This is a genomic window from Chitinophaga nivalis (genome assembly GCF_025989125.1).
Taxonomy (GTDB): Bacteria; Bacteroidota; Bacteroidia; order Chitinophagales; family Chitinophagaceae; genus Chitinophaga; species Chitinophaga nivalis.
This window is the reverse complement of sequence record NZ_JAPDNR010000001.1, coordinates 1,713,515-1,736,067: the sequence shown is the minus strand read 5'-3', so window position 1 is coordinate 1,736,067 and position 22,553 is coordinate 1,713,515. Positions and strand designations below refer to the sequence as shown.

Below are 22,553 nucleotides of genomic sequence, written 5' to 3'. Positions count from 1 at the left end.
TATCTAATCCTGCGGAAATTCCAGGGTAAACTTACTGCCTTTACCGACGGTGCTCTCCACTTTAATTTTTCCTTTATGTGCGTCCACAATAGCTTTCACATAGGTAAGCCCGAGGCCGAAACCTTTTACGTTGTGTACATTCCCGGTGTGTGCGCGGTAGAATTTTTCAAAGATACGTGAAATCGTATCGCGGCTCATACCGATACCATTGTCCTGGATAACGATGAAGAGATTTTTGCGGGTATTGTAGGTTTGGATAACGATTTCCAGTTCGTCGCGGGAATACTTGATAGCGTTATCCATGAGATTGAAGATCAGGTTGGAGAAATGCACATCATCGGCCATGATCACCGGATTGATGGCATTCAGCTGGAGATCGACCACTCCCTTTTTGGCGGCCAGCTGCAGCTGCAGGTTATCCGTTGTATTCTGGATCACCTTGTGTGCATCGGTGGCCTGCAGTTTCAGACCAATTTCATCTTTTTCCAGGAGGGCGGACTGCAGGATACTTTCCACCTGTTTATTCATCCGTTTATTTTCTTCCTTGATGATACCGGAGAAGTATTGGATTTTATCCGGGTTGTTCATCACTTTTTCATTGCCGATAGCATCGATGGCCAGCGAGATGGTGGCCAGGGGTGTTTTCAGCTCATGGGTCATGTTGTTGATGAAATCGGATTTTATTTCAGAGAGTTTTTTCTGGTTCAGTAACGTGCGGATGGTGAGGGCAAAAGCCGTGATAATGATAAGCGTGAACAACACACCACCGGTAATCATAAATCCCAGCTGTTTCGCGATGGAATCATTAACCGGCAGGATGATCCACAGACTTTCATTCCGCGGAGCGAGGTCGTTCAGATCGGCCAGCATGACTACCTGAATGCGGTATTTACTGTTGTTGTTATTCACACTGCTGTCTTTCAGATTTTCCTGGTACATTTTCAGGAAGCCCGGAGAATGCATTTTGATATTCGCTTCATATCCGGCAACCGGCGCCAGGATCGCAAATTCAAAATTGGTAGAGTCCAGGTGATTTTTGCGGAGGTTGGATTGAATACAGGCACGTAGTTCCTGTACGGTATAAAAATCACTTACCGGCGGCATGTTATAGGGCTGCCGGTTGATATCGATAGAGAACGTTTTGGTAGATCCGCTTCTGTTGCTGTACATTTTGAACATGACAGCTGTTTGCCGGGTGTACAGCATATCGCTGACGAGGTCTTTGCCCATCATGGCCAGGTTCTGGGAGAACTGTTCTTTCTTGATGGCAATACCACTTTTGATCCAGTTCACCTGAATATAGATGATGCCTAACAGGGAAATGGTAATCAGAATTACGATGACAGGAAAGATTCTCTTCAGTGGTATCATGAAAAATATGTCGGCTTTAAAGATAAATCAAAAATAAGGGCGTGGAAATATTAAAATTTGTTAAAAAATATCGCCCGAATAACCGCAATGATACAAAATTAGTACTTCAATCGGCTTCCCTGCCTTCCTTTAGCAATTCAATATCACTTTAACGTAATTTTAACGGGGCACTCCTGATTTTATTATGGTGACTTTCCTTACCTTTGCTTTACAATCTGGTACTAAATTTGATAAGTATCAGATAGAAAAAAATAATTAAACTTTCTACATACATCGATGTGGATTCGTTCCATAAGCGATTTAGATTTTGGTTGATAAAATGGTAAGGAGGTTTTCTAGCCTCCTTTTTTTATTTCCTTTACTTTCCCTCTCTTCTTCTTTATCTTTTAAGCTTTGTATCAATCATTTAATTAAATTTGGTTAAGCGATAAAATTGTATGCGTATGATAAACTTGTCGCCTGGCATTTTGTTGATAGCAGATCCATTTCTGAAAGATCCGAATTTTGCACGTACTGTTATTCTGCTCTGTGAGCATCAACCCAAAGGGAGCCTGGGTTTCGTCATCAATAAATTATTTGATCAGCAGCTGCACCACCTGGTGCCGGAGGTCATGATCAGCAACATTCCTGTATATTTTGGGGGGCCTGTACAGATGGATACGATTCATTTTGTACACCAGCAGCCGGAGCTGATAGACGGCGGGGTAGAGATTATTCCCGGCGTGTATTGGGGTGGCCATTTTGAACAGGTAGTCGCTGCCTTGAATAAGGGATTGCTGGAGCCCGGGCAGATCAAATTCTTTATTGGTTATGCCGGCTGGACAGATGGGCAGCTGGAAGGGGAAATACAGGAGAAGTCGTGGATTATTTCCCACAGCGATACGACGCTTGTTTTTGAGCAGCAGGAGCAGTTAATCTGGCAGCAATCACTCCGAAACCTTGGCAGTAACTTTGCCATGATGGCAAATTTCCCCATTGATCCTTCCTTAAATTAATACGTGATAACAGCTATTCTGCTGTGTACCAAGGCATTAAAAAAACACCGGATAAATATCGGATAAGAAAATAAAAAATGCCTCATGTGAATGGTGTTTATTTAAAACAAATTAAATATCTTGCTTAAATAATTGATGTGAAAAACGATAGTATAACCCGTTTTCAGGTAAGCATAACCGAGTAAGAATACACCTATGAAGGCAAAAGACCTATGAGAAATATTTTGATTTTGCACCTTCTATAGACAGACGCCCAGAATTTTACCTGATCGACAATTACATTATCAACATAAAGGCATATTCATTAGGTAAATATATACAGCCCTTGATAAGGCTGTTTATTGATGTACATATATGACCCACGGCTTATTTCGTATAACCGTGCAGGTAATGTATTGTGCAAAAATGAATAGAGGAAATCCCGGCGGGGTAATCTTACGGCATTACCGGGTCTTCTAAGATTGGAATAGTTAGGACAAAACAAAGGCCGGGTACTCTTACCCGGCCTGGTTTTTATTATTTTCTACTGTTAGTATGCTTATTTCTCCACAGCTACAGCGCCTTCTACGAGTACGGTAGCCTTATTGCGCAGTACTTCCACAAATCCGCCGCTGATAGTAAAAAACTCATTATGGGTTTTATCTTTCAGCACTTTCATTTTACCATTTCCGAGAGCTGCAATTAATGGCGCATGTTTATCCAGTATTTCAAAAGAACCGTCAATACCTGGCAGCTGTACTCCGTACACTTCGCCGGCATATAATTTTCTTTCTGGTGTTAATACTTCTAATAGCATGTTATGATCGTAAATGGTGAAGGGTAAATGATCCCGGCAGAACCGGGATCATCGACTTAATTAGTTATTCGCTGCTTCCAGTAATTTCTTACCTTTTTCAATAGCTGCTTCGATGTTACCTACGAGGTTGAAAGCTGCTTCAGGATACTCATCTACTTCACCGTCCATGATCATGTTGAAACCACGGATAGTTTCTTCGATTGGTACCAGTACACCTTTCAGACCGGTAAACTGTTCTGCCACGTGGAAAGGCTGTGACAGGAAACGTTGTACACGGCGTGCGCGGGATACAGTCAGTTTATCTTCGTCGCTCAGCTCATCCAGACCGAGGATCGCGATGATATCCTGCAGTTCTTTATAGCGCTGCAGAATCGCTTTCACACGCTGTGCGCAGTTGTAGTGCGCTTCACCTACGATAATAGGTGTAAGGATACGGGAAGTAGAGTCCAGTGGGCTCACCGCCGGGTAGATACCAAGATCGGAGATCTTACGATCCAATACCGTGGTAGCATCCAGGTGGGAGAAGGTAGTTGCCGGAGCCGGATCCGTCAAGTCATCCGCAGGTACGTAAACCGCCTGTACGGAAGTGATGGAACCATTTTTAGTAGAGGTGATACGCTCTTGCATCAGACCCATTTCAGTAGCCAGTGTAGGCTGGTAACCTACCGCAGAAGGCATACGACCTAACAGCGCGGATACTTCAGAACCTGCCTGGGTGAAACGGAAGATGTTATCAACGAAGAACAGGATATCACGACCGCCACCTGCAGAACCATCTCCATCACGGAAATATTCAGCCAGTGTCAGACCAGATAATGCCACACGTGCACGGGCTCCCGGAGGTTCGTTCATCTGACCGAACACGAAAGTAGCCTGTGAGTTTTTCAGCATTTCTTTATCTACAGCGGTAACATCCCAGTCACCGTGCTCCATGGATTCTTTAAATTTATCACCGTATTTTACGATGTTTGCTTCGATCATTTCGCGCATCAGATCGTTCCCTTCACGGGTACGCTCACCCACACCGGCGAATACGGACAAACCTTCGTAACCTTTTGCGATGTTATTGATCAGCTCCTGGATCAATACAGTTTTACCCACACCAGCACCACCGAACAAACCGATTTTACCACCTTTTGCGTATGGCTCAATCAGGTCAATTACTTTAATACCGGTAAAAAGTACTTCTGTTTCAGTAGCCAGGTCTTCGAATCTTGGCGGCTGACGGTGAATAGGATAACCATTCGAAGCGTCAATATCACCCAGACCGTCAATAGCTTCACCTACCACATTGAACAAACGTCCTTTAACCTGGTCGCCAATTGGCATTTTAATAGGCGCGCCTTTATCAACTACGTTCATTCCACGAACCATACCGTCGGTGGAGTCCATCGCCACACAACGTACGCTGTCTTCACCCAGGTGCTGTTGTACTTCCAATACTACCTTCTGACCATTCTCGCGGGTAATTTCCAATGCGCTGTAGATTTCGGGCAACTTGTCATCAAAGTGCACGTCCACCACGGGACCGATAATTTGTTTGATCTTACCTGTGTTAGGCATATTTTTAAAGAGGTTTATAAAATACTAAAAAGTTACTTCCTCAAAAACAGTTTACCAGCAGTAAACTGTTTCTAAAATTTGCCGCAAAGGTAATAGTTAATGGGTGAAAATCAAAAAGCTAATGACGAAAAAAAACCTTTTCCCGTCGCATTTTACCCGCATTTTCACATTATCCGGCATTTATACCCTGCCAATACAAAGCGCAGTCTATCAAATTACTAAATAAATTTATATATAATTATTCCCGGATTTAAAGCCCCCACTCATGTAAAATATCCCCTTTTATACCCTCCGGATACTATTTTTAACCCTCTTCTTCATAATACACAATATCAACATATGAAAATCAAACACAGTGAACAATCCCGCCGATCTTTCCTCAGCCGCCTGTCTAAAGCAAGCCTCCTGGGAATGACCGGCCTCAGCCCGGCACTGGTACGGGCAGCTACCCACGAACAGCCCGCCACCAGTGAGCCGGCACACACCTTTTTATGCAAACCTTATCTGCAGTATCCCGCGCCTGGTACCATTTCCATCAACTGGATCACCGCACGCCCCTGCTACAGCTGGGTCACATTCGGTACCAACGGCCAACTACAGGAAAAAGCACACCATGTAACCAACGGCCTGGTAGATGCCAACAACCGCCTGCACCGCATCGAACTGAGCCACCTCCAGCCCGGCCGGCAATACAGCTACCAGGTACACTCGAAAGATATCGTTGATTTTCAGCCCTACCGGCTCACCTATGGCGATACCATCAGCAGTGAGACCTACACCTTCACGGCGCCCGATCCACACGCCCATACCGTATCCTGGTCCATCCTCAACGACATTCACGATCGCCCCGCCTCCATCCCGCATCTGCTGCAGCTCCAGGCAGGTGAACCTGGCGACTTTGTATTCCTTAATGGGGATATATTTGATTATCAGTCGGATGAACAACAGATTATTGATCACCTGCTAACGCCCGCCGGCGAATCCTTTTCGACCCATACGCCCTTCCTGTATGTAAGAGGTAACCACGAAACCCGGGGCAAATACGCGCGGGAATGGCATCGCTATTTCGATAACCCCGGGCAGGGCAATTACTTCTCCTTCACCTGGGGGCCTGTTTTTGCCATTGTACTGGATACCGGAGAAGATAAGGAAGATACCCACCCGGTATACGCCGGTATCACCGATTTCGATGCCTATCGTGCCCACCAGGCAGTATGGCTGGAACAGCAATTACAGTCTGCAGCCTATAAAAAGGCGAAACATAAAATAGTGATGATGCACATTCCTCCTTACCATGCGGGCGAATGGCATGGCCCGGTGCACTGCCGGGAAATGTTCGGACCCCTGTTCAATAAATATAAAATAGATATGCTCATTTGCGGCCATACCCATACCTATGGCATTCATGCGCCGGATAAAACGCAGCACCATTATCCGATTATTATTGGCGGCGGCCCGAAAGACGGCAACCGTACCCTCATTAAAATAAAGGCAGATCCGCAAAAACTGGTACTCACCCTGTTAAAGGATGATGGCACTACCATAGGCACCTATACCGTATAAACTGCCGGCAGCCATAACAATGTTGTTATGGCTGCTGTATTGACTGCCACTGCTGCCGGTACGAACGATACCATTTCAGCAGCCCCGCTGCCGCTATGATTAAAAGAATAAAGTATTCTGCTCCAAGGAATAAGACGTCTTTTTTCACATAAATCATGGTAGCTATCACATCTACAATTACCCATAACAACCAGTTCTCCCAGATCCTTTTAGCCAGCAGGATATTAGCAATCACGCTCAGTACCGCCACAATTGAATCCACATAAGGATAGGCCGCCGGCTGCCGAAAGGTTTGCGGCCACCAGTTATGTACCTGGCTGATGACCCATCCGGTCAGCGCAGATAATATCACGGCTGCTATTCCCAGCCACCAGCGCTGTTGCCGGCTCAATGCATACACCGGCTCCTGCTCCGGTTGTTTACGCAACCAGAATATCCAGCCATATACACCGGTCGCAAAAAAATAAAGTTGCAGGAACATATCTGCATACAATTGCAATTGCCAGAATAATATGAAAAAACAGCTCACATTCATCAATCCCACCGGCCAGGTAAAAATATGATCGCGGGCAGCCAGCCATACGCATAATAATCCAGTGACAGTGCCAATAAATTCTATATAACTAACGGCATATCCTCCTATGGAGAAAAAGTAATGGGTAATACTAAAGAAAGCAGTCATTGTTTTTCGTTACAACCGGACTAAAGATAGCGTTATTTTCTACCATACATCGTCGCCCTTATCCAACAAGGATTTCCCGCTGCAGATGGGAATTGGAATCATTTTTGTCATACATGAAATGTAGTACCAGAAAGCGATCTGGCGTTATAAAAATTTTAACAATATCCTTTAACAATTTAAAAAAATATTACAGCCGTTACCATGCGAACATGAGTCAGTTTTCAGCATTAACCAACTGTACAAAACAGCCGATAGGACTTCCTCCATCCTGTAGCAGCAAATAACCAATCAAGTATTAAAAACAGGCATATGAAAAAGTTAACAAAATATACCGGATTGTCTATATTACTTCTCTCCTTTTTTCTGGGCAGCTGTGCATCCTCCTACTATGCCGCTATGCCAACTCAGGGAGTACAAGTAGGTGGATCTATCTCTTTTTATGATGAATTAAGTCCCTACGGCCGCTGGATCAACTATCCCGGATATGACCAGGTATGGGTACCCAATGCAGGCCGGGATTTCAGACCTTATTACACTAATGGCCACTGGGTTTACAGTGATTACGGCTGGACCTGGGCGTCTGATTATTCCTGGGGATGGGCTCCTTTCCACTATGGTCGCTGGTTATATGACAACTTCCAGGGCTGGCTCTGGGTACCGGGTAATGAATGGGGACCGGCCTGGGTAAACTGGAGAAGTGGCGGTGACTATTATGGTTGGGCACCGATGGGACCACAGATGTATGTGGGTAGTGACTATTACAACGTACCTGCCAACTACTGGGCATTTGTACCCAGGCAGTATATCAACAGTAGCCGTCTTTCCAATTACTATATCAGTGGCAACCGGAATGTGACGATCATCAACAACACCACTATCATCAACAATACCAATATATATAACCGTAACCGTTACTACACCGGACCAGATGCCAATGAAGTAGGACGTTATACCCGGACATCCGTAAGACCGGTAAGGGTAAGCGATCTGGAAAGACCAGGTGTGGAAAGAGTTACCAATGACCGCTTGCGTATGTACCGCCCGGATGCTGCCGCACTCCAGCGGGGCAGGGAAGCCGACAGAAATCGTCCGGTACAACCAGGCAATGATGGCAACCGCCCAACCCGGGTAACACCCGGCAATAACGGAGGTACCATCTGGAATGGTAACAATGGCAACAATAGTAATAATGGTAACAATAATAACGGCGGATATACCCGTCCGACCAGAGTACCTAATCAGCAACCACCGGTAAATAATAACAACAATAATGGTGGTACCATCTGGAACGGTAACAACGGGAATAACAATAATGGCGGGTATACCCGCCCAACGAGGGTACCCAATCCGCAACAGCCGGTGAACAACGGTAATAACAACAACGGCAACAATAATAATGGCGGATATACCCGTCCTTCCAGAGGAGACGATCAATATCGCCAGCAACAACAGCAACAGGAACAGCTGCAACGGATACAAAGGGAACAACAACAACAGCAACAAAGACAACAGCAACAACAACAGGAACAGATACAACGCGTACAACGGGAACAGCAGCAACAACAGGAACAGATGCAACGTGCACAACGCGAACAACAACAGCAACAACAAAGACAACAGCAACAACAACAGGAACAGATACAACGTGCACAACGCGAACAACAACAGCAACAACAAAGACAACAGCAACAACAACAGGAACAGATACAACGCGTACAACGGGAACAGCAGCAGCAACAAAGACAACAACAGCAACAGCAACAACAGCAAGGTTCCTATCAGCGGCCACGCAGAGGAGAATAACAACACGCCTGACGCAGGCTATCCATAAAGAGAAAGGGGAAGCGGTAACTCGCTTCCCCTTTCTCTTTATGTTTTTTACTTACTATAGATATTTTTATACAGCTGATCTTTGATTTCCTGAAAAGCCGCATCGGTAGATGACATCCCTTTTTGCATGAGCCGCAGCTCCAGCGGCGGCAGGTGTGCATGATGCGGTGGCTGATGGTATAGCTGGGGAAAAGTCTGGTAGCCCAATCGTTCATAGAATCCGATACGACGTACAGCCTCCTCCGTTAGTGGCGGTTCTACCTCCAATACAATGTGACTAAATCGTTGCTCCAGCAACTGCATTACCTGCGTGCCCGAGCCACCACCACGCGCTGCGGGCAGAATAGCAAAATAGTCGATAAAACAAAAATCGGGGAGTTCCCAGTAGAACACAAATCCTGCAAATACATCATCTTTCAGAATATGCAACAAGCGCAATTCTCCGATGGCCATTAAATGCAATTGTTTATCCCATGGCCTCCGCTCTTCGATGGGAAAAGCGGCTTCAAATAAATTGTACACGGCTTCATTTGCTTCCGTAACAGACACTAACTGAATCATGCCGGCAAAGCTAATGATTCTATTTCGCAGACGGCACACATTCAAAAGGATCGGGGTTCCCAGCGGGAGCCGGCTTGCTTACCGCCCAGCAAAAGTTCATGGCCTGACTGGTAATACTCATCAGCTTTACCTGTACCTTACTGCCTTTACGGCTATTGGAAGCAGTAATTGTACGCACCCCTTTCTCCGGAATATTACTGATGGTGTATTGTTCTGTTTTAAACAGTTCATTATTATTTTTCAGGTATTCCACCTTTACCATTACATTATCCAGCGGGTATTCTGTTTGATTACGAACGATTATTTCCAGGTTTCTGATACCACCCAATAATCCTGTGCGGTAATCGCCGGCAGTAGCAGCAATAAACTGCTGCCAGTTACGGCGGTAGTAAGAACGACGTTCAATGAACTGCCCGGCAGACCGTTGCCGGATATCCTGCCGGTTGGTAATCTGCGAAGTTACAGCACTCGCCTGCTCTACCTGTTTACGCAGGTCGCGGTTTTCGTTCCAGAGTCGCTGATTTTCGGCACCAATGCGGCGCATCTGGCGTTGTTGCTGGCAATAGCCGATACTTATAAGGATAATAATGACCAATAATATGACAGAATAAAGATATGGGCGTTTCATAGAAAGCTTTCCTGAAAAAATGATGCCAATACACTTTTTTTCTACATTTGTACAAATGGTCAGGTTACAATGCAATTGATTACTGTAAATAACGAACAAACAGCACGGCAATTTCTGGACGTCCATGTTACCTTGAATAAAGATGTACCCGGATGGATAAGACCTTTCGACAAAGATATCAATGGGGTATTTAATCCGGATACTAACAAAGCCTTCAGACATGGAGAATGCATCAGATGGATATTAAAGGATGAACAAGGGAAATATCTGGGCAGAATAGCCGCTTTTGTCAATAAAAAATATAAAAATAAGGGAGATAAAGTGCCGGTAGGTGGTATTGGTTTTTTTGATTGTGTAAATGATCAGCAAACCGCCAACCTTTTATTTGACACGGCCAGACAGTGGTTACAGGAAAGAGGGATGCAGGCGATGGATGGCCCTATCAACTTCGGCGAACGCAATAACTGGTGGGGACTATTAACCAAAGGATATCATGAACCTTTATATGGCATGAATTTCAATCCGCCCTATTATGTACAGCTCTTTGAAACATATGGCTTCCAGCTGTATTTCAACCAGATCTGTTATGGGATGCCTCTCAAAACGCCTTTGCAGGAAAAATTCACTGCCAGACATGCGCTCATTGCACAGGATCCGGCTTTCAGTGCCCGGCATTTACGGAAAAGTGAACTGGAAAAATTTGCCACTGATTTCAGTATCGTGTATAACAAAGCCTGGGCGCAGCATGACGGAGGAAAAGAGATGAGCAAGGTGCAGGCTTTTAGTCTCTTTAAACAAATGAAACCACTGCTGGATGAAAAGATAGCCTGGTTTGCCTACCACAACAATGAGCCTATAGCCATCTGGCTGAATCTACCGGATCTGAACCAGTACCTGAAACACATGAACGGCCAGTTTGGTCTGTTACAGAAACTGATCTTCCTCTGGCACAAAATCATCCGCAGCAATAACAAAACCGTAGGGATAATTTTCGGTGTGGCCCCTGAATTTCAGGGAAAAGGAGTGGATGCCTATATCATCATCGAAGGTGCCCGGTACATGCAAGGGGACACCAGCCCTTACCTGGAGTTTGAAATGCAGTGGATCGGTGATTTTAATCCCAAGATGCTGAATGTTGCAGAAAGTCTGGGAGGAGCGCCTTCGCGGCAGCTGACCACCTACCGGTACCTGTTTGACCGCTCCGCTCCATATGAAAGGCATCCCATGGTATCCTAATAAAATACAGTCATACTTTCCATTTATAAAAAAGCAGCGTACCCGGCTTACCGGATTTCACGCTGCTTTTGTTTTTTTTATTCCGGTATCCGACCACCTAACAGTATGATTTAAAGCGTTAATCCCGCTAAACGCTTCTACCCGCTTCCTTTCCCGGCAGGCAGCCTATCAATAAATTACCGGATATTCGATATATTTAGATCCCTTTTGCAACGATTATTATCTAAACCTGGTATGATGTCATGACCAACTTATATCCCGGGAGCCCGAGGCATGTGCGCGCAATCCCCATGACTACTACTCCGCAGTTCAGGCGAAAGACTATAAAAGTCATCAGTTGCGTGATCTTGTTCTTCCTGCTATATGTAATATTACTGGCCGCTGCTGTCACCTTATCTGCAGCTTGTATAGCCGGAGGCATCCTGTTGTTCCGGGCCAATCCGAAAGTACTGACAGCCCTCCTTTCCGGCGTCATGATATTACTGGGAGGTATGGTGCTGTTTTTTCTGCTGACTTTTCTCTTCCACCCGCCTGCGGCTACGCATACTTACCGCACCGAGATCAGTGCCCGTCATCATCCCCGGTTATTTGACTTTATCCGGCAACTGGTAAAAGATAGTCACATCAGCTTTCCCCGGAAAATATTTGTAGTACCGGATGTTAGCGCCTCCATGTGTTATCGCTCCGGTTTTCTGAGCATTTTTCTGCCGGTACGCCAGCATCTTGAAATAGGATTGGGACTCGTCAACTGCGTTAATATCAGTGAGTTTAAAATGGCGCTGGCGCATGAATTCGGGTTCTTTTCCCACCATACGGTCAACCCTGCCAGCTATATATACCTGTTGAACAAACGTCTGTATCATTTACTGTACGAGAACGACAGCTGGCAAATGCTTGTCAGCAGATGGCAGGCCGGTAGTGGTTTATTCAGTTTTTTCCTGCACATTACCACCGGTGTGATCAGCGGCATGCAATACCTGCTTAGAAAAATATATCAGCTGTTTAACCGCCAATATCAGGCGCTGAGCCGGGAGATGGCTTTACAGGCAGATACGCTGGCCGTATCTCTTGCCGGTACCGAGGCAGCAGTAAGTAGTATCCGCAGGATGGAAATGGGGAGTCACTGCCTGGATTATTGTTTACATAAAATACCTGAACTGGCAGAACGGGCCTTACGTTTTCCCAATGTGTTTACGGCACAACGGGAGCTGATGACCTATTACGCGCGGCAGCATCACCTGTTGCCGGATGCCGGAGGACTGCCGGTCATCACCGATACTTATTTTCATTCGTTTCTGAAAAGCCGGGTACAGTTCCGGGATCAATGGACCAGTCATCCTACCCGGGAGGCCCGGGAAGCCCGGTACCTGGCGGCCAATGTATCGTGTGAACAGGCTGTAGCCAGCGCCTGGCTGCTGTTTGATGAACCAGAGCACCTGCAAGAAGAAGTAACGGCCCAGCTCTATACTTTCCTGGCGCCGGATGAGCCGTTGACTCTTTTTCCGCCGGCCGCATTTATTGCCGAACTGGCCCAACGTCACCGGTTATACGAATATCCCAGACCGTTTAACGATTATTATGATAACCGTTCTTTTCCGCCTATAGCAGCGGTGACAGACCCAACGCTGCTCCCTGCGGAAACAACCACGCTGACCTTTCACGCCTTGTATCATCCGGATATAGTATTCCGGATGCGTGCTTTCTACCGCAATCAACAGGACGCAGAGACATTACAGGCTATTGCATCCGGACAGTTTACGACCCGGTACTTTGAATTCGACGGTATCAAATACCCCGCTCCGCAGGCAAGTCTGCTGGCGCAGCAACTTCACGTACAGGTAGCTGCAGAGCAAACCTGGCTGTTACAACACGACCAGCTGGCCTTCCACTATCACTGCTACCGCGCGGGTCTTAAAAGCAGGGAAACCTTGCAGCAGCTGGAGCACCAATACCATCAGATCCTGCAACATCAGCAAAACAGCGGGTTACTGGGTAATCAGGTAATCCGGCTGATTGACTGTATCAGCAGGTTGTTTAATATCAGTATACGCCAAACAGCGATCCTGCAGCCCTGCCTGGAGGAACTATCTACTGAAAGCCACCACTTCCGGAACATGGTGGGCGATATGGTCATGCATACGGATATCTGTGATACATTTCCACCGGACATTAACCGGCAGATGATCACCTTCCGGCATAAAGTGCCCGTATTCAGCCGGAATACGGTACCCGATTATCCTGCCATCAAAGAACTGCATGAAATGAGTTCTCTCATCCTCGAACATTACAACAATGGTATCATCTTGTTAAAAAGGTCTTATCTGGAATTTATCCTGGCTTTGGAACCGGGCAGCTAATCCGCTGCTGGCGCGGGGTCGGTCCCTGCATTTTTCTCTTACTGAATTTGTGCGTATTTTCGGCCCTCGCGAAAGCGTAGCAGTCATATGGAGAATTTTATCGTTTCAGCCCGGAAATACCGTCCACAAAACTTTTCAACAGTAGTCGGACAGGCACACATTACTACCACCCTTAAAAACGCCATCCGCAATCACCAGCTGGCACATGCCTTCCTGTTTTGCGGACCACGGGGGGTGGGAAAAACTACCTGTGCCCGTATTCTGGCAAAAACTATCAACTGCGAAAACCTGCAACCAGACGGGGAAGCCTGTAACGAATGTCATTCCTGTAAATCCTTCAACGAAGGAAGTTCGTTTAATATTCACGAGCTGGATGCCGCGTCTAACAACTCGGTAGATGATATCAGGACCCTGGTGGAGCAGGTACGTTTTTCTCCGCAGGCAGGTAAATACAAGATCTATATCATAGATGAGGTACACATGCTGAGTTCCTCGGCTTTCAACGCATTTCTGAAAACGCTGGAAGAACCGCCCTCCTATGCTATCTTCATCCTGGCCACCACAGAGAAACACAAGATATTACCAACGATCCTCAGTCGTTGTCAGATATTTGATTTTAAACGTATTACCATACAGGATACGGTAGATCACCTGCAGGAAATCTGTGGTAAAGAAAATATCCAGGCAGATACAGATGCCTTGCACCTGGTAGCGCAGAAAACCGATGGTTGTATGCGTGACTCCCTGAGTACACTGGATAAAATCGTCAGCTTTACCAGCGGCCATCTTACCTATCAGAATACCCTGGAACACCTGAACATCCTGGATTACGATTACTTTTTCCGGGTAATGGACACGGTTTTACAGGAAGATATCGCCACAGCACTGTTATTATTTGATGAAATTTTACAGAAAGGATTTGAGGGAGATAATTTCCTGAACGGCTGGGCAGAATTCTTACGGAACCTGTTATTGTGCAAGGAAGAGAAGGCCTTACACCTGGTAGAAGTATCCGGTAACCTGAAAGAACGTTACAAACAGCTATCCAGCCAGATCAGTCCGGCCTACCTCATTACAGCCCTGCACCTGCTCAATGAAACCGAGATCAATTACCGCATGGCGCGTAATAAGCGGTTGCATGTGGAAATGGCGCTGATTAAACTTTGTTATCTCCAGCAGGCAGTTACCCTGGTAAGTGATGACAATACCGGCGAGGTATCAAAAAAAAAATTAGTTCCTGACGGCTCCGCTCCGCAACAGCTGCGGACTGCGGCAGCCCAGCCCACAGCGGCCCGGCCCGTTACGGAAAAACCGGCAGCCCCTGCTGCACCGGTTACTCCACCTGCATCAACAACTAACACAGCTACTCCACCGGTTCCTCCTGTACAGGCGCCTCCGGTGGCAGCATCCCATACACCTGCTCCGGCCGAGGCTACACCGCCACCAGCTGCTCCGGTAACACCGCCAGTGGTGCCTCCGGTAGCAACCACTGCACCACAGACCAGCGCTCCGGCTCAGCCAACAGCACCAGTCAGTGCCCCGGCTGCCAAACCAGCTACTACAGCCGCACCAGCAGGCAAACTCACCGGCCTGGCCGCAATGAAGCAGGCCATGGCTGCCAAACAGCAGGATACGCCGCAGGCGACCATCATTCCACTCACCCAGGGCGCTATTCACGTGTACTGGGAGGAATTCATTGACCAATACCGGCAGGCCAATAAAATGACTGTAGTCAGCAACCTGCAGCTGGCCCTGTTAAAGCTGCTGACACCTACCGAAATTGGTATTGTCAGCCGGAACATTGTACAGTTCCGGTTTATGGAAGAAGAGAAGCTGGTGATTTCCGAGTTCTTCAAGCAAAAATTCAATAATCCGACCATTATACTCACCCTGTTGCTGGACGAAAGCCAGCAGACCCAGGATATTGGTCCGGCTCCCCTTTCCAGCAGGGAACAATTCCAGCAAATGGCGGAGAAATTCCCCCTGGTAAAGGAGCTGAAAGACAGGCTTAATATGGAGCTAGACTTTTAGTTTTGGGTACCTGATTTTAAATTAACGATAGATATACATTTTTAAACCGTTTGCAATTCCTTCTTTGCGTTTTTGAGCAAAAACATGTAGGTTTGAGCAAAATTTTGAATAAACACTATGGCAGAAGTTATCAGAATGCCCCTTTTGAGTGATACGATGACGGAAGGGGTCATTGCGGAATGGCATAAAAAGGTGGGCGATACCGTAAAGGCAGACGATGTTATTGCTGAAGTGGAAACTGACAAGGCAACAATGGAAGTGATGGGCTATGTGGAAGGGACCTTGTTGTACATTGGTGTGGAAAAAGGAAAAGCAGCTAAGGTTAACGGAATTATTGCCATTGTTGGTAAGCCAGGAGAAGACTATACGGCTTTACTGGAAGGAAATAACAGCGCTGCTCCGGCAGCTGCACAGGCGCAACCCGCTGCCAGCCCTGCACCGCAGGCCGCTGCACCAGCTGCTGCTCCGGCAGTAAATGATGCTGCGCTGCAAGAAGCACTGAAAAACGCGACTGTTGTCCGGATGCCACTGCTCAGCGATACCATGACGGAAGGAAAAATCGTAGCCTGGAACAAAAAAGTAGGCGACGTAGTGAAAAGTGATGATGTACTGGCTGAAGTAGAAACGGATAAAGCAACCATGGAAGTCATCGGTTATGCTGATGGCACTTTGTTATATATAGGTGTAAAAGAAGGCGATGCTGCCAAAGTAAACGGTATTATTGCCATTGTTGGTAAAGCCGGTACCAGTGTAGATGCCATTCTCGCGGCTGAAAACGGTGCTCCTGCTGCTACAGCAGCACCTGCTACGGAAGCTGCACCCGCTGCTACTACTGCCGCTCCTGCCGAAACTGCTGCTGCCGGTAATGCCGATGGCCGTGTTAAAGCATCTCCGCTGGCTAAGAAACTGGCCCAGGAGAAAGGTATTGATATCCAACAGGTAACAGGTTCCGGAGACGGTGGCCGTATCGTGAAAAAAGATGTTGATGGTTTTGTACCGGCTGCTGCTGCACCAGCACCTGCTGCCGCACAAACAACTGCTGCTGCTCCTGCTGCCAGCGCACCTGCCGCCACATTTGCTGCACAATCCGGCGAAGGTTATACCGACATTCCGGTAAGCAAAATGCGTTCGGTTATTGCCAAACGTCTCAGCGAAAGCAAATTCTCCGCTCCTCACTTCTACCTGAAAGTAGATGTGAATATGGATAAAGCGATGGAAATACGTAAATCCATCAACGAAGTTTCTCCGGTGAAGATTTCCTTCAACGATATGGTGATCAAAGCTGCCTCCCTGGCGCTGCGTCAGCATCCGGATGTAAACAGCAGCTGGATGGGTGATTTTATCCGTCAGAACAAACACATTCACATCGGTTCTGCAGTAGCCATCGAAGATGGACTGATTGTGCCGGTAGTACGCTTTGCTGATCAGAAAACACTGAGCCAGATTGCGAGTGAAGCAAAAGTGCTGTACGATAAAGCCAAAAACAAAAAACTGCAGCCGCAGGATTTCAGCGGTAATACCTTTACCGTATCCAACCTCGGTATGCTGGGTATAGACGAGTTCACCGCCATCATCAATCCACCGGATTCCGCTATCCTCGCAGTAGGCGGTATTAAGGAAACAGCGATTGTGGAAAAAGGTGAAGTGAAAGTGGCCAACATCATGAAACTGACCCTGAGCTGCGACCACAGAAGTGTGGACGGAGCAGTAGGCGCCCGTTTCCTGGCGACCCTGAAAGCTTACCTGGAAAGCCCGCTGACCATGATGGTGTAAAGCAGGATATTCCTCTAACGATAATAGCTATACGAAAAGGCGGAGCAAATGCTCCGCCTTTTTATTTGTGGAAATTCCTGGGGGTAGCGGTTATATACTTTTCGATACCAATAAAATCCTCCACATTGTCAGGAGAAATAATCCGGGTGGTTGCTTCGGGATAATTAGTGGTAAAGGTCTGAGGAAAACGTACTTTCTCCGTTTTACTCCATTTAAACTCATATGCTTTCAGCTTACTAAGGATTATAATCCATTTTTATTATAATATTTATGGATTATACGCTTAAATCCCACCAGCTAATGATTCAGTGGGAACAATCTTGTGGGAAACAAGTACAACTGACCATCTCACTGATGATTTTAATTGCGTCAGCGCCATTACTCTATGGTATAACCAGATAGCAATTTTGCGTAATACCAATACAAATGTTGATAGAGATGCCACCAATCAACCCTAGCACCTCCAAAATGTTTCATTATATTTTGAAAGTTCAAAAACTTGGTATACATTTGTTCCTATATTAGTAATCGTCTATAAATTACGACCTACATGAACTTAGTGGAAGCAAAAGCGCAATTCATCCAAACCTGGGGATCTTTAGGGGCACAATGGGGTATCAACCGTACTATGGCTCAGATTCATGCGTTATTGCTGGTTATGCCGGATCCGTTGAGTGCGGATGATATCATGGAAGAATTAAACATCTCCCGGGGCAATACCAATATGAATGTGCGGGAACTCATCAACTGGGGCCTCGTAGAACGTGTACTCATTCCCGGTGAAAGGAAAGAGTTTTTTATCGCAGAAAAGGACATCTGGAAAGTAGCTACCTACATTGCCCGCGAAAGAAAAAAACGGGAGCTGGATCCTATTATGAAAGTATTACTGCAACTCCAGCAGGCAGAAGGCGATTCCAAAGATAAAGAGCTGAAAGCCTTTAAAGATGCCATTTCCAACATCAACAAATTTGCCGTACAAACCGACAAAACCATCAGTGCCTTCATTAAATCTGAAGAAAGCTGGTTTTATAGCAGCCTGATTAAGCTAATCAAATAATTTTTTTTGCCTCAATATTTCAATATTTACTGAAAGTTCTGAAATAAAAAATAAAAAAGTATATGTCATCTACCGCAGGTATACAACATAAAAAAATAGTGATTGCCGCCGGCACCGGCTTTATTGGTAAAAGTCTGCTGGAATACTTCGGCCCCCATAACGACATCGTCATACTCACCCGGCAGCCCCGTGCCGGTAATAAACAAGTCAGCTATGTACAATGGGATGCCCGCACCCCCGGCGACTGGATCTCTTCCCTGGAAAAAGCAGATATCCTGATCAACCTGACTGGCAAAAGCGTTAATTGTCGCTATAACGACCGGAACAAACAGCTCATTACCGAAAGCCGCATCGAGGCAACGGAAGTACTGGGGCAGGCCATACGCACCCTGCAACATCCCCCCGCACTATGGATCAACGCTGCCAGCGCCACGATCTACCGGCATGCCACCGACCGGCCGATGGATGAATTCACCGGTGAAATAGCCAACGACTTTTCCGTACAGGTATGCAAGCGCTGGGAACAGACATTTAATGATATAACCCTACCCCATACACGAAAAGTGATCCTGCGTATAGGCGTAACACTCGGATGGCAACCCGGTGGCGTCATGCAGCCTTATCTCAATCTTGTTAAATTCGGACTGGGCGGCTTTCAGGGCACCGGGCAACAAATGTTTACCTGGATACATCAGGCCGATGTATGCCGGATGGTGGAATGGCTGGCCGGCCGCGAAGATCTTTCCGGTGTGTTCAACTGCACAGCGCCGCAACCGGTTCCCAATAAAGTATTTATGAAAACATTGCGGCAGACGGCCGGCCATCTCTTCGGCCTTCCGGCACCCGCTCCCCTGCTGGCCATCGGCGCCGCGCTGATAGGTACTGAAACGGAACTGCTGCTGAAAAGCAGGTGGGTACTCCCTACCCGGGCATTGCGGGAAGGATTTGTATTCCTGTATCCGGCATTACCGGAAGCCTTTAAAGACATCCTGGCGCATATGCCTCGTTCCGCTTATCACTTGTTTTGAAATGCGTAATTTAGAACAATGGATACGATCAATGATAAAAAGCTCACCGTTGTATTAGGTGCCTCACCTAATCCGGAAAGATACAGTAACATGGCTGTAAACAGACTGAAAGCCAAAGGCCATCCGGTAGTAGCTATCGGCAACCGTGCCGCTGCCATAGACGACACGCCGATCATTACGGAACATCCGGCCCTGGAAAATGTAGATACCGTTACCCTTTATCTGAACCCTTTACTGCAGGAAGCATACTATGACTATATCCTGCAGCTGCAACCCAAACGTATTATTTTTAATCCGGGAACAGAAAATGAGGAGCTGGCCAACATCGCCAGGGAACATCATATTGAACCACTGGAGGCCTGTACCCTGGTATTACTCACTACCGGACAGTTTTAGGTCACCGGCACCATTACCCCGTTCTCCCTCCTGTTATCGGCCCATGGTATAAAGATTAACGAAAAGCTAATAGCGTAAAGCTGTCAGCTTTTCGTATATTCGTCATAGATCATCACCCCCTGTACACACATCCCCATTTGTTAACCGGATACACCCGCGCGGCATTACTTCATCGACAGGCATTACCCGGCATTTTGTATACGTATGTTCACCCTTTAATCATACATAATATGCAATGGAGAAGATTTAATGGAGAAGTGATTCATCTTCCGGTTAAGGAAGAAGTACGCCAGGCCATTATCCGTGAAACGGCACACGGATTCCGGCTGAAAGTATGTATCGGTACCGATTCTCAGGTAAAAGGCCTGGAGACGGAATTTGCGACCGTGATCGTATTTCTGCGGGAAGGCCATGGTGGATTCATGTTTATCCACAATGAAAAAACCAAAGACCGCTATTCCATCAAAGAAAGGATGCTGGTGGAAGTAGCCAAGAGTATTGAAATTGCCTATGAACTGTGCGACCTGTTCACCCAATACGATGTGGATATGGAAGTACATGCAGACATCAATACCAATCCGCAGTTCAAAAGTAACCTGGCATTGCGGGAAGCAATGGGTTACATCCTGGGTATGGGCTTTGCCTTTAAAGCCAAACCAGAAGCTTTTGCCAGCAGCAGCTGCGCCAATAAAATGGTGAATTAAAAGCCGCTGTCGTCTGTTAATTGTATCTCTCTCAAAGTATTGCTGATATGACAGTTCATATCAGCCGGTTATCTTTCCCCCTTATCCAGCTATATTTTGTACCTTCCTGCTGTAACATTTCCTTCGTAGTTGCGCTTTACTTATGCTATTGTACTTATCGCCCAAACAAATACAGATTATGATATCAACAAAATCGACCTTCGCTGTAGTAGTAATTTTTTCGCTGTTTATGATGGCCTGTGGTGTAAAGAAAAAAGCAACCGGTCATCCGGAAATCCAGACACTTTCCTTTACTTCTGCCGGCTATTCCACCGCTGGTTTCCAGCCAGCCGCTTTCCGGATAACAGATAAAGGTGTTTATCAGGAGACCGCCGGAAAAACACCCGTTGAGCTGCCAGCCAATATCTACGACAGTTTAAAGCCTTACCTGGAGCAGTTTCCCCTGGACTCCCTGCGCAAAGAAGGCGGCAAACAACTCAGCCTGAAAGGCGCCAGTGATATTCCCTACTGGATATTTACCGTACAAGGCCCGGACAATAAACCGGAAGTATATGAAATAGATTTCGGCGGAGGCCCGGACTATATAAAAGGTTATCTCGAAAAATTACAGCAAACCATCAGCAACTGTAAGCTATAAGCCAATAAGACTGCCACTGCCAGGTAGTTCGCCATTCTAAAATCACTTAATCCGCTAAACCATGTTTGCTTTTAAATCAGCTATTGCTGTGGCATTGAGCCTCAGCCTCCTTTCTATTGCCTGTAAAAAAGATGCCGCTTTACAGGATAACGTTGAAAACACACGCTCCGGCACCCGAGGCTTCAAAAGCAGCCAATACCAGGGCGTAGATTATCTGAGTGTACAACTGGCGGGAGGATTTACTACTGCTGGCGCTCAGCCGCCAACTTATCTGATCACTGCTACAGAAAGCTTTGAGATTAAGAACGTATACATCGCCCCCGTTTATGTGAAGCTTTCTGCGGATGCCCATGAAAGTCTGAAAGGTTATTTTTCCGGCTTTCCGAAATCCCATATAAAAGGCGATGCCAATGTGGGAAAATACAGCTGCCGCAGCTGCGCCGATAATGCTTACTGGGTATTAAACTATCACGAGCATAATGGTACAGACGATACGATGATAGAAGTGGATCTTGGTCATGGGCCGGATTATATCAAACATTATCTGGAGCAATTAAAAACTGCGCTATCCCACCTCTGATACCAACAGGCTGGATAACGGTCAGGAATATACGTCGCCCCGCCATTCTATAATAGTAAAGCCTGACGTGAGTACACATCAGGCTTTTTATCTTCTTTATCCCCCTTAAGCGATGGCGCGAAACTGGGCGTTTAATTCGTCTATATAGTTCAGAATAGCATCCCGGCCGGTTTTCTTTACGGTAGATGTAACGAAATTGGGCGGGAGAAACTGCCAGGTTTCCCGCATTTTATTCAGGAAAGCCTTTACGTTGCGGCTTACTTCTGCCTGCGTACTTTTATCGGCCTTGGTAAACACGAGGCTGAAAGGAATATTCCACTCACCCAGCTGGTTTATAAACTCAATATCTATTTTCTGCGGACTATGCCGGCTGTCGATCAACACAAAAACACTCACCAGGTTAGGCCGTTTGCGCAGGTAGTTTTCAATCATTTGTTCCCACTGCCGGCGCTGGCTCAGACTTCTTTTGGCAAATCCATACCCGGGCAGATCCACCAGGTACCAGGCATTATTTATCGCAAAATGATTAATCAACTGCGTTTTACCGGGAGTTCCGGACGTTTTGGCCAGTTTTTCATTGTTGGCTAAGATGTTGATCAATGAAGACTTACCTACGTTGGAACGGCCAATAAAAGCATATTCCGGCCATACCGGATTGGGGCACTTTTCCCAATCAGGGCTGCTGATCAGATATTCAGCTGACTTGATAATCATAATAATACTACTTTGTTCTGTTAAAAATCCCGCAACACTACATTTGCTTTC

Annotated in this window: 20 protein-coding genes; 13 read left to right on the top strand and 7 right to left on the bottom strand. The window is 46.5% G+C overall.

Annotated elements, in window-relative coordinates; translation table 11 throughout:
• Positions 1-3: 3 nt before the first annotated feature.
• Entirely contained in the window at positions 4-1,371 is a 1,368-nt protein-coding gene (locus tag OL444_RS07155; RefSeq protein ID WP_264733908.1) for a sensor histidine kinase, read from the bottom strand.
• A gap of 443 nt (positions 1,372-1,814) precedes the next feature.
• On the opposite strand from OL444_RS07155, the gene OL444_RS07150 reads away from it, so the two are divergent.
• Positions 1,815-2,366, top strand: coding sequence for a YqgE/AlgH family protein (locus tag OL444_RS07150; RefSeq protein ID WP_264752011.1), 552 nt, complete (start codon positions 1,815-1,817; stop codon positions 2,364-2,366).
• A 538-nt stretch (positions 2,367-2,904) separates the two neighbouring features.
• Here OL444_RS07150 and atpC read toward each other — a convergent pair.
• Both atpC and atpD read right to left on the bottom strand, forming a co-directional pair.
• Positions 2,905-3,162, bottom strand: coding sequence for an ATP synthase F1 subunit epsilon (gene atpC, locus OL444_RS07145; RefSeq protein WP_264733910.1), 258 nt, complete (start codon positions 3,160-3,162; stop codon positions 2,905-2,907).
• A 60-nt stretch (positions 3,163-3,222) separates the two neighbouring features.
• Positions 3,223-4,725 (bottom strand): F0F1 ATP synthase subunit beta, encoded by a 1,503-nt coding sequence (atpD, locus tag OL444_RS07140; RefSeq protein WP_264733911.1) that lies wholly within the window; start codon positions 4,723-4,725, stop codon positions 3,223-3,225.
• Between the two features lie 339 nt (positions 4,726-5,064).
• On the opposite strand from atpD, the gene OL444_RS07135 reads away from it, so the two are divergent.
• Positions 5,065-6,288, top strand: a complete 1,224-nt coding sequence (locus OL444_RS07135) for a purple acid phosphatase family protein (protein WP_264733912.1) — start codon at positions 5,065-5,067, stop codon at positions 6,286-6,288.
• A gap of 25 nt (positions 6,289-6,313) precedes the next feature.
• On the opposite strand, the gene pnuC is transcribed toward OL444_RS07135, so the two are convergent.
• Entirely contained in the window at positions 6,314-6,970 is a 657-nt protein-coding gene (gene pnuC, locus OL444_RS07130) for a nicotinamide riboside transporter PnuC (protein ID WP_264733913.1), read from the bottom strand.
• Positions 6,971-7,279: 309 nt separating this feature from the next.
• On the opposite strand from pnuC, the gene OL444_RS07125 reads away from it, so the two are divergent.
• Positions 7,280-8,773: a DUF6600 domain-containing protein gene (locus tag OL444_RS07125; RefSeq protein WP_264733914.1), complete on the top strand. Its 1,494-nt coding sequence runs from the start codon at positions 7,280-7,282 to the stop codon at positions 8,771-8,773.
• Positions 8,774-8,848: 75 nt separating this feature from the next.
• Here the strand turns inward: OL444_RS07125 and OL444_RS07120 are convergent, their stop codons facing one another.
• Complete coding sequence (locus OL444_RS07120) at positions 8,849-9,361, bottom strand: GNAT family N-acetyltransferase (RefSeq protein ID WP_264733915.1); 513 nt, start codon at positions 9,359-9,361, stop codon at positions 8,849-8,851.
• Between the two features lie 19 nt (positions 9,362-9,380).
• Positions 9,381-9,989 (bottom strand): hypothetical protein, encoded by a 609-nt coding sequence (locus OL444_RS07115; protein ID WP_264733916.1) that lies wholly within the window; start codon positions 9,987-9,989, stop codon positions 9,381-9,383.
• A 69-nt stretch (positions 9,990-10,058) separates the two neighbouring features.
• Here OL444_RS07115 and OL444_RS07110 point away from each other — a divergent pair, with 69 nt between their 5' ends.
• From OL444_RS07110 to OL444_RS07065, 10 genes are all read left to right on the top strand, one after another.
• The gene (locus tag OL444_RS07110) at positions 10,059-11,225 is read left to right on the top strand and encodes a hypothetical protein (RefSeq protein WP_264733917.1); all 1,167 of its coding nucleotides are present in this window, start codon (positions 10,059-10,061) and stop codon (positions 11,223-11,225) included.
• A 242-nt stretch (positions 11,226-11,467) separates the two neighbouring features.
• On the top strand, positions 11,468-13,582 hold the full coding sequence (locus OL444_RS07105; RefSeq protein WP_264733918.1) for a M48 family metallopeptidase: 2,115 nt from the start codon (positions 11,468-11,470) through the stop codon (positions 13,580-13,582).
• A gap of 87 nt (positions 13,583-13,669) precedes the next feature.
• Positions 13,670-15,613, top strand: a complete 1,944-nt coding sequence (locus OL444_RS07100) for a DNA polymerase III subunit gamma/tau (RefSeq protein ID WP_264733919.1) — start codon at positions 13,670-13,672, stop codon at positions 15,611-15,613.
• Positions 15,614-15,730: 117 nt separating this feature from the next.
• On the top strand, positions 15,731-17,386 hold the full coding sequence (locus OL444_RS07095) for a pyruvate dehydrogenase complex dihydrolipoamide acetyltransferase (RefSeq protein ID WP_264733920.1): 1,656 nt from the start codon (positions 15,731-15,733) through the stop codon (positions 17,384-17,386).
• A 550-nt stretch (positions 17,387-17,936) separates the two neighbouring features.
• Entirely contained in the window at positions 17,937-18,443 is a 507-nt protein-coding gene (locus OL444_RS07090; RefSeq protein ID WP_264733921.1) for a GbsR/MarR family transcriptional regulator, read from the top strand.
• Positions 18,444-18,505: 62 nt separating this feature from the next.
• Positions 18,506-19,471 (top strand): TIGR01777 family oxidoreductase, encoded by a 966-nt coding sequence (locus OL444_RS07085; RefSeq protein ID WP_264733922.1) that lies wholly within the window; start codon positions 18,506-18,508, stop codon positions 19,469-19,471.
• Positions 19,472-19,489: 18 nt separating this feature from the next.
• Positions 19,490-19,867 (top strand): CoA-binding protein, encoded by a 378-nt coding sequence (locus OL444_RS07080; protein ID WP_264733923.1) that lies wholly within the window; start codon positions 19,490-19,492, stop codon positions 19,865-19,867.
• Between the two features lie 230 nt (positions 19,868-20,097).
• Positions 20,098-20,571: a ribonuclease H-like YkuK family protein gene (locus OL444_RS07075; RefSeq protein WP_264733924.1), complete on the top strand. Its 474-nt coding sequence runs from the start codon at positions 20,098-20,100 to the stop codon at positions 20,569-20,571.
• 178 nt (positions 20,572-20,749) lie between these two features.
• Positions 20,750-21,208, top strand: coding sequence for a hypothetical protein (locus OL444_RS07070; protein WP_264733925.1), 459 nt, complete (start codon positions 20,750-20,752; stop codon positions 21,206-21,208).
• A 61-nt stretch (positions 21,209-21,269) separates the two neighbouring features.
• Positions 21,270-21,788 (top strand): hypothetical protein, encoded by a 519-nt coding sequence (locus OL444_RS07065; RefSeq protein WP_264733926.1) that lies wholly within the window; start codon positions 21,270-21,272, stop codon positions 21,786-21,788.
• Positions 21,789-21,893: 105 nt separating this feature from the next.
• Here the strand turns inward: OL444_RS07065 and yihA are convergent, their stop codons facing one another.
• Positions 21,894-22,502, bottom strand: coding sequence for a ribosome biogenesis GTP-binding protein YihA/YsxC (gene yihA / locus OL444_RS07060; RefSeq protein WP_264733927.1), 609 nt, complete (start codon positions 22,500-22,502; stop codon positions 21,894-21,896).
• Positions 22,503-22,553 lie beyond the last annotated feature (51 nt).

Excerpts from the sequence above, each read along its gene's own strand:
- OL444_RS07100 (WP_264733919.1), top strand. The coding sequence starts at position 13,670 with ATGGAGAATTTTATCGTTTCAGCCCGGAAATACCGTCCACAAAACTTT.
- atpD (WP_264733911.1), bottom strand. The coding sequence starts at position 4,725 with ATGCCTAACACAGGTAAGATCAAACAAATTATCGGTCCCGTGGTGGAC.
- OL444_RS07120 (WP_264733915.1), bottom strand. The coding sequence starts at position 9,361 with ATGATTCAGTTAGTGTCTGTTACGGAAGCAAATGAAGCCGTGTACAAT.
- OL444_RS07125 (WP_264733914.1), top strand. The coding sequence starts at position 7,280 with ATGAAAAAGTTAACAAAATATACCGGATTGTCTATATTACTTCTCTCC.
- OL444_RS07080 (WP_264733923.1), top strand. The coding sequence starts at position 19,490 with ATGGATACGATCAATGATAAAAAGCTCACCGTTGTATTAGGTGCCTCA.
- pnuC (WP_264733913.1), bottom strand. The coding sequence starts at position 6,970 with ATGACTGCTTTCTTTAGTATTACCCATTACTTTTTCTCCATAGGAGGA.
- OL444_RS07110 (WP_264733917.1), top strand. The coding sequence starts at position 10,059 with ATGCAATTGATTACTGTAAATAACGAACAAACAGCACGGCAATTTCTG.
- OL444_RS07115 (WP_264733916.1), bottom strand. The coding sequence starts at position 9,989 with ATGAAACGCCCATATCTTTATTCTGTCATATTATTGGTCATTATTATC.
- OL444_RS07150 (WP_264752011.1), top strand. The coding sequence starts at position 1,815 with ATGATAAACTTGTCGCCTGGCATTTTGTTGATAGCAGATCCATTTCTG.
- atpC (WP_264733910.1), bottom strand. The coding sequence starts at position 3,162 with ATGCTATTAGAAGTATTAACACCAGAAAGAAAATTATATGCCGGCGAA.
- OL444_RS07065 (WP_264733926.1), top strand. The coding sequence starts at position 21,270 with ATGTTTGCTTTTAAATCAGCTATTGCTGTGGCATTGAGCCTCAGCCTC.
- OL444_RS07070 (WP_264733925.1), top strand. The coding sequence starts at position 20,750 with ATGATATCAACAAAATCGACCTTCGCTGTAGTAGTAATTTTTTCGCTG.
- OL444_RS07085 (WP_264733922.1), top strand. The coding sequence starts at position 18,506 with ATGTCATCTACCGCAGGTATACAACATAAAAAAATAGTGATTGCCGCC.
- OL444_RS07095 (WP_264733920.1), top strand. The coding sequence starts at position 15,731 with ATGGCAGAAGTTATCAGAATGCCCCTTTTGAGTGATACGATGACGGAA.
- OL444_RS07105 (WP_264733918.1), top strand. The coding sequence starts at position 11,468 with ATGACCAACTTATATCCCGGGAGCCCGAGGCATGTGCGCGCAATCCCC.
- OL444_RS07090 (WP_264733921.1), top strand. The coding sequence starts at position 17,937 with ATGAACTTAGTGGAAGCAAAAGCGCAATTCATCCAAACCTGGGGATCT.
- OL444_RS07135 (WP_264733912.1), top strand. The coding sequence starts at position 5,065 with ATGAAAATCAAACACAGTGAACAATCCCGCCGATCTTTCCTCAGCCGC.
- OL444_RS07155 (WP_264733908.1), bottom strand. The coding sequence starts at position 1,371 with ATGATACCACTGAAGAGAATCTTTCCTGTCATCGTAATTCTGATTACC.
- OL444_RS07075 (WP_264733924.1), top strand. The coding sequence starts at position 20,098 with ATGCAATGGAGAAGATTTAATGGAGAAGTGATTCATCTTCCGGTTAAG.
- yihA (WP_264733927.1), bottom strand. The coding sequence starts at position 22,502 with ATGATTATCAAGTCAGCTGAATATCTGATCAGCAGCCCTGATTGGGAA.